Raw genomic sequence first — 6,856 nt, 5'->3', positions numbered from 1 at the left:
AACGCAGCCTTCGCCAGCTGCTACGGGAGATTGGATTTACGCCAGTGGTGGAGATTGGATTTACGCCAGTGGTTATGTGAGATGAGATTACGCGCTCAAGTCCGCAAACCCTGTGCTCGGTATTTGTATGCGCTGGCAGGATTGAGAGGGAACGCAGAACGGTGTAATAAAGAACCTCATTTTTGCGTCTGCCCGCACTCAACTCCGAAAGAGGATTTCGAACATGAGCTATCGCCCCCTCGGCCAATCCGGTTTGCAAGTCTCCACCCTGACCCTGGGCAGCATGATGTTCGGCGAACAGACCAGCACCGAGGATTCCTTGCGGATCATCGACAAGGCCTGGGACCAGGGCATCAACTTCATCGACACCGCGGACGTCTACACCAACGGCCGTTCCGAAGAAATTGTCGGTGAAGCGATTGCCAGCCGGCGTCAGGAGTGGATCGTCGCCTCCAAGGTCGGTTTCGGTCCGGTGGACGGCGTGCCGAATCGCAGTGGCTTGAGCCGCAAGCATATCTTCAATGCGATCGACGCCAGTCTGACCCGGCTGGGTACTGACTATCTGGACATCTACTACCTGCACCGCGAAGACCACAACACGCCGCTGGAAGTGACCGTGTCGGCCATTGGCGACTTGCTGCGCCAGGGCAAGATCCGTTACTGGGGGCTGTCCAACTATCGCGGCTGGCGGATTGCCGAAGTGATTCGCGTGGCGGAAAAACTCGGGGTCGACCGGCCGGTGATCAGCCAGCCGCTGTACAACATCGTCAATCGCCAGGCCGAAACCGAGCAGATCACTGCCGCCCACGCCTACGGTCTTGGTGTGGTGCCTTACAGCCCGTTGGCTCGCGGGGTGCTCAGTGGCAAATACGCGCCGGATGTCAAACCGGACGTCAACAGCCGCGCCGGACGCCAGGACAAACGCATCCTGGAAACCGAATGGCGGGTCGAGTCCCTGCGCATTGCCCAGCAGATCCAGCAATACACCCTGGGGCGCGGCGTCGGTATCGTCGAATTCGCCATCGCCTGGGTGCTGAACAATTCGGCGGTCAGCTCGGCCATCGTCGGGCCGCGCACCGAAGAACAGTGGGATGCCTACACCCAGGCATTGGCGGTGAAGATCACTGCCGAAGACGAAGCCTTTATCGACTCGCTGGTGACACCGGGGCACGCCTCTACCCCGGGGTTCAATGATGTCAGCCATTTTGTTTCTGGGCGGGTACCGCGCAATACTTAAGCCTTTCGCGGGCAAGCCCCTATGCCGGTCAGTTAAGGAATTTCAGGTTCATTACCCGTAGCAGCTGCCGAAGGCTGCGTTCGGCTGCGCAGCAGTCGTAAAACCCGCAACCGCATTCCTCCTGTAGAAACGCGTTTGCTGTATTGCGACCGCTTCGCGGCCGAACGCAGGCTTCGCCAGCTGCTACGGATTGGTGCCTTATCTACTAAGGCAGCACGGCCGATCAGCCCCGGATCAGCGATATTCTTTCGCCAAAACCGTTATCCTCCGCCCTCATCCCCAACCCACTCCATTTCACGCGAGGACAGTGTGTCCAAAGGTATTGCTCTATCGGTTCTGTCATCGGTGCTGTTCGCCGTCATGTATTTCTATACGTCGCTGCTTGCGCCGCTGAGCGGGATGGAGATTTTTGGCTGGCGGATGCTGTTGACCGTGCCGTGCATCACCGTCTTCATGTTCGCCTCGGGGGAATGGAAGCATGTGGTCGCACTGGTCAAACGCCTGGTCGGCCAACCTGCCCTGGGCCTGGGGCTGCTGGTCTCTTCGGCACTGGTCGGGGCGCAACTCTGGCTGTTCATGTGGGCGCCGCTGAACGGGTATAGCCTGGATGTTTCCCTGGGTTATTTCCTGCTGCCACTGACCATGGTCCTGACCGGTCGGGTCGTCTTTGGCGAACGTCTTTCGTACCTGCAGAAGGTGGCGGTGTTCTTCGCCTTGCTCGGGGTGATCAACGAGCTGTATCAGGCTGGCAGCTTTTCCTGGCCGATCTTGCTGGTGACCCTCGGCTACCCGACCTATTTCGTGCTGCGTCGACGCCTGGCCACGGACAATCTCGGTGGGCTGTGGCTCGACATGACCTTGCTGCTGCCGGTGGCGTTATGGTTCGTGCAAAGCGGTGAGCAAGGTTTTGGCGTGGTCGGGCAACACCCATGGCTTTACTTGTTGATTCCGGTGCTCGGGCTGATCAGTGCCTCGGCGCTGGTGAGCTACATCATTGCCAGCCGGTTGTTGGCCTTCAGCCTGTTCGGGTTGCTCAGTTATGTCGAACCGGTGCTGTTGCTCGGCGTTGCGCTGCTGCTGGGAGAAAGCATCGGCCCGGGAGAATGGCTGACTTACATTCCGATCTGGTTGGCGGTGGTGGTGTTGGTGTTTGAAGGGTTTAAACACCTGGTCCGGCATCGCCGACCCTGAAGATCAAAAGATCGCAGCCTTCGGCAGCTCCTACGGGGGGTTGTGAACACCCGATCAATCACGGGTGGACACGGTCGGCGTAGGAGCTGGCGCAGCCTGCGATCTTTTGGCGGTGGTGGCAGCGCGACCGATCAGTCGGTGCTCAGCACACCACGGCGAACCTGGTCACGTTCGATGGATTCGAACAGCGCCTTGAAGTTGCCTTCACCGAAACCATCGTCGCCTTTGCGCTGGATGAATTCGAAGAACACCGGGCCCATCAGGGTTTCCGAGAAGATCTGCAGCAGCAGGCGCTTGTCGCCCGACTCGGACGAACCGTCCAGCAGAATCCCCCGCGATTTCAGCTCTTCGACCGGTTCGCCATGGTTCGGCAAACGGCCTTCGAGCATCTCGTAATAGGTTTCCGGCGGCGCGGTCATGAAGCGCATGCCGATCTTCTTCAGGTGATCCCAGGTCTTGAGCAAGTCGTCGGTGAGGAAAGCAACATGCTGGATGCCCTCGCCGTTGAACTGCATCAGGAACTCTTCGATCTGCCCGGCGCCCTTGGACGATTCTTCGTTCAGCGGGATTTTGATCATGCCATCCGGGGCGGTCATGGCCTTGGAGGTCAGGCCGGTGTACTCGCCCTTGATGTCGAAGTAACGGATCTCGCGGAAGTTGAACAGCTTCTCGTAGAAATTCGCCCAATACGCCATGCGCCCGCGATACACGTTGTGGGTCAGGTGATCGATGATTTTCAGGCCCGCGCCTTGCGGGTTGCGGTCAACGCCTTCGATGAACACGAAGTCGATGTCGTAGATCGAACTGCCTTCGCCGAAACGGTCGATCAGGTACAGCGGCGCGCCGCCGATGCCCTTGATCGCCGGCAGGTTCAGTTCCATCGGGCCGGTCTCGATGTGAATCGGCTGGGCGCCGAGTTCCAGGGCACGGGCAAACGCCTGCTGGGCATTCTTGACCCGGAACGCCATGCCACACACCGACGGACCATGCTCGGCGGCGAAGTACGAAGCGACGCTGTGGGGTTCGTTGTTGAGGATCAGGTTGATATTGCCCTGACGATACAGGTGCACCGCCTTGGAGCGATGGGTCGCGACTTTGCTGAAACCCATGATCTCGAAGATCGGTTCGAGGGTGTTGGGTGTAGGCGATGCGAATTCGATGAACTCAAAGCCCATCAGGCCCATTGGGTTTTCGTATAAATCTGCCATGGTTGGCGCCTCATAATTAACAGCTGGAATTAACGGATTCGTTAGTTGCTATCAATGCTGAAGGCCGCGGGCGGCGCACAGGAGATCCCCCGCACGCTGCGGGCAAGGAAATCACCGAAAATCAGTTGGAACCCTAGTAGCTTCATGTCGACCCATTCTCGTACGGGCGAGGCCTCTGTTGCCAGAAGACTTATTCTTATATGCGTAACCCGATTCTACACAGCGTAAAACCCTTTGTCCTCATTCTCTATCAAATCCCTTTTCTCGACGTCCGCGCAAGGGGTTTGTTGCCAATGCCAGACTGGCCAGCAGAAAGCGCAGGCTCGCGGCGAGCAACGGGTTCAGCGAATCGGCGAGGAAGCGTCCGGCGACAAAGGTTCCACCCCAGATCATGGTGACGGTGGCCAGTTTCAGGTAGACCGGGATATTGGATTCGATTGGAGCAGCTTTTATATCGGCGCTCACAGGACTCTCGGGGCGACGGCTGGGGTATCTGACGGTCGCAGAAAAGATCGCAGCCTTCAGCAGCTCCTACGCCGACCGCGTACACCCGAATCCCGTGTGTACACCTACCCCGTTGGAGCTGCCGCAGGCTGCGATCTTTTTGGGAGCGCTCCCAGGAGCGAGCTTGCTCGCGAAAAACCTGAGAGCGCTGAGGTGCATCTGACTTCCCGCGTTATCGTCAACGACCATCGCGAGCAAACGGAACGCCGTACGGCTGCTCCTGCAATCCAGCAGCGCGACTACCTTGCCGCACAAGGCGTGGAGTTCCTGCAGGGTTATCTATTTGCACGACCCATGCCGGCGGATGAGTTTATCCGGGCATTAAGTAAATATTAACTAGCGACGTTTAGCGGACAAGCGCCGTCATGTTGCACTTGACGCAGGGGCGCAGTGCATTGGCGTGGTTTATTTGGCACTTGAAGAAAAAGACATGATTTACTCTGGACGCATTAACTACTACAATTTTTCCTGCCTGTGCAAGATTGAAAGGTGAGCCATTATCACCGAGTCGTCCTAAGGCTCTTGGCTTATAGCTTTGTTGCAGTTGGTATCAGCCAAATACACTATTGGAGTAAAGAGATTGTCCAGACTCGCTGAATTCCGCGCCGCTGAAAAGGCCCTTCAAGAACAGCTCGCGCAGCTGGAATCGCTGAAGAATGACGCCGGGCTCAAGAAAGAAATCGAGTTCGAAGAAAAGCTCCAGGGCCTGATGAAATCCTACGGCAAGAGCCTGCGCGACATTATCGCCATCCTCGATCCAAACCCGCGAGCCAGCCAGCTGGCGACCGCTCCGAAAACCCGCCGGGCCCGGGTGGTCAAGGTCTATCACAACCCACACACCGGTGAACTGATTGAAACCAAGGGCGGCAATCACCGCGGCCTGAAAGCCTGGAAGGAACAGTACGGTGCCGCCACCGTCGAATCCTGGTTGCGTGCCTGAGCAACTGTGCCAGCTAAAAAAAGGCCCCGCATCTGCGGGGCCTTTTCGTTCAAGCCGGCACTCCATCTAACGAGGACTGCCGATCCCGTTAGAAACGCCCGGCAGCTCCACTACCTTGCACTAAATGCCATCGACTAGTTGACCGCCGATGCCGGTGTCGGTGTCGGTGCAAAAAAACCGCGCTTATTCAACGAATAATTAAAGTTTCAGATTGTTTCGTACAACCAGTATCTCATCCTGGCTCGCCGCGTAAGCCTGGGCTTGTCCCGCATAGGAAAAAACATAAGCTTTATCGCCATCCAGCGCGGCGACTAGTGTTTGCGACAGTACATGCAGACCGTTCTGCGTGACAGTGCAGGTGGTTTCAAGCGCCGACAGTCGACTCAATGTGGCCGGGTGGATCTTGTTGCAGACACTTTGATAACCGCCCAGAACGAAATCCTTCTGCAGCGACTTGCGCATTTCCAGCAAAACTCCTTGCAGATTCACCTGATGCCCGGGCTCAACTTGAGTCATGGTCAACTCCATGACCATCACCGGCGCCCCGCCCGGGTCGTTCTTCACTGCTCGCTGCCTGGACACTTTGGCTGGCGACTCGCCCGTTGCATCAGTTGGCGTCAGGACTTCAACTTCCCAGCCCTCGGGCCAGGTAATGACGGGATCCGCCGCATGCACGCCGACGCCACCGAGCATCAGGCCCAGCAACAACAATAGGGATTTACCGGGTCGGATCATTGCAGTGCGCACTCCAGGGTCGAACAACAAAGTCTGAGCCCCGAAACGTTACCCGGCAATAGCTCCATGGTTTTGATTTGGCGCTGCCGGCAACGGTTGCGTATCATTGGCCCACTGCAAGGAAGCCCGGTCAATCGCCAGCCAGGGAACGGCTGGTGATTCCGGGCGCCGTTTGCCCCACTTATTCTCTGGAGGGCCCATGAGCCTGCACGAATTGAACACTTTCCCGGGCGTCACCGCCCAGCCTGATACGGCCACCCGGAAATTCGTCTTCAACCACACCATGTTGCGGGTCAAGGACATCACCCGTTCGCTGGATTTCTACACGCGCATCCTGGGCTTTTCCCTGGTGGAAAAACGCGATTTTCCGGAAGCCGAGTTCAGCCTGTACTTCCTCGCATTGGTCGATAAGGCACAGATCCCGGCTGATGCTGGCGAGCGTACCGAGTGGATGAAATCGATTCCCGGCATCCTCGAACTGACCCACAACCACGGCACCGAGAACGACGCGGATTTTGCCTATCACAACGGCAATACCGATCCGCGCGGCTTCGGTCATATCTGCATCTCGGTGCCGGATATCCGTGCCGCCTGCGAGCGTTTCGAAGCCCTGGGCTGCGATTTCCAGAAACGCCTGAACGACGGCCGCATGAAGAGCCTGGCGTTTATCAAGGACCCGGATGCCTACTGGGTCGAAATCATTCAGCCGGCGGCAATGTAAATCAAAGGTCAAAAGATCGCAGCCTGCGGCAGCTCCTACGGGACCGAGTCGAGCGCGGCTTTTGTAGGAGCTGGCGGAGCCTGCGATCTTTTAACAGTTTCGGAGACTGCCCAAAAGCAAGGTCAAAAGATCGCAGCCTGCGGCAGCTCCTACGGGACCGAGTCGAGCGCGGCTTTTGTAGGAGCTGGCGGAGCCTGCGATCTTTTAACAGTTTCGGAGACTGCCCAAAAGCAAGATCAAAAGATCGCAGCCTGCGGCAGCTCCTACGGGACCGAGTCGAGCGCGGCTTTTGTAGGAGCTGGCGGAGCCTGCGATCTTTT

At 57.7% G+C, this 6,856-nt stretch carries 7 protein-coding genes and 1 pseudogene; 5 read left to right on the top strand and 3 right to left on the bottom strand.

The window, feature by feature from the left end:
- The first annotated feature begins 223 nt into the window (after positions 1–223).
- Entirely contained in the window at positions 224–1,237 is a 1,014-nt protein-coding gene (locus F8N21_RS29635) for an aldo/keto reductase (RefSeq protein ID WP_150642620.1), read from the top strand.
- Positions 1,238–1,546: 309 nt separating this feature from the next.
- Entirely contained in the window at positions 1,547–2,428 is an 882-nt protein-coding gene (gene rarD, locus F8N21_RS29630) for an EamA family transporter RarD (RefSeq protein WP_150645505.1), read from the top strand.
- A gap of 131 nt (positions 2,429–2,559) precedes the next feature.
- On the opposite strand, the gene hppD is transcribed toward rarD, so the two are convergent.
- Positions 2,560–3,636 (bottom strand): 4-hydroxyphenylpyruvate dioxygenase, encoded by a 1,077-nt coding sequence (gene hppD / locus F8N21_RS29625; RefSeq protein ID WP_150645504.1) that lies wholly within the window; start codon positions 3,634–3,636, stop codon positions 2,560–2,562.
- A gap of 291 nt (positions 3,637–3,927) precedes the next feature.
- Positions 3,928–4,101 (bottom strand): annotated as a pseudogene (locus F8N21_RS29620) (EamA/RhaT family transporter); the annotation flags it as partial.
- A gap of 192 nt (positions 4,102–4,293) precedes the next feature.
- Between F8N21_RS29620 and F8N21_RS29615 the strand changes: the two are divergent.
- Complete coding sequence (locus F8N21_RS29615) at positions 4,294–4,476, top strand: hypothetical protein (protein WP_150645503.1); 183 nt, start codon at positions 4,294–4,296, stop codon at positions 4,474–4,476.
- Positions 4,477–4,720: 244 nt separating this feature from the next.
- On the top strand, positions 4,721–5,080 hold the full coding sequence (locus F8N21_RS29610) for a histone-like nucleoid-structuring protein, MvaT/MvaU family (RefSeq protein ID WP_150645502.1): 360 nt from the start codon (positions 4,721–4,723) through the stop codon (positions 5,078–5,080).
- Positions 5,081–5,278: 198 nt separating this feature from the next.
- Here the strand turns inward: F8N21_RS29610 and F8N21_RS29605 are convergent, their stop codons facing one another.
- Positions 5,279–5,815 carry a DUF4946 domain-containing protein gene (locus tag F8N21_RS29605; protein WP_150645501.1) on the bottom strand — a complete coding sequence of 179 codons (537 nt, stop codon included), beginning with the start codon at positions 5,813–5,815 and terminating at the stop codon, positions 5,279–5,281.
- A 199-nt stretch (positions 5,816–6,014) separates the two neighbouring features.
- On the opposite strand from F8N21_RS29605, the gene gloA reads away from it, so the two are divergent.
- Complete coding sequence (gloA, locus tag F8N21_RS29600; protein WP_150645500.1) at positions 6,015–6,536, top strand: lactoylglutathione lyase; 522 nt, start codon at positions 6,015–6,017, stop codon at positions 6,534–6,536.
- The last annotated feature ends 320 nt before the right edge of the window (positions 6,537–6,856 follow it).

This window comes from Pseudomonas fluorescens (assembly GCF_902497895.1).
GTDB classification, from domain to species: domain Bacteria; phylum Pseudomonadota; class Gammaproteobacteria; order Pseudomonadales; family Pseudomonadaceae; genus Aquipseudomonas; species Aquipseudomonas fluorescens_BP.
Note: the sequence above shows the minus strand (reverse complement) of the source record. Positions and strands in the feature narration are given on the sequence as shown.

Coding starts and splice junctions, on each gene's coding strand:
- F8N21_RS29635 (WP_150642620.1), top strand. CDS start 224: ATGAGCTATCGCCCCCTCGGCCAATCCGGTTTGCAAGTCTCCACCCTG.
- hppD (WP_150645504.1), bottom strand. CDS start 3,636: ATGGCAGATTTATACGAAAACCCAATGGGCCTGATGGGCTTTGAGTTC.
- F8N21_RS29605 (WP_150645501.1), bottom strand. CDS start 5,815: ATGATCCGACCCGGTAAATCCCTATTGTTGTTGCTGGGCCTGATGCTC.
- gloA (WP_150645500.1), top strand. CDS start 6,015: ATGAGCCTGCACGAATTGAACACTTTCCCGGGCGTCACCGCCCAGCCT.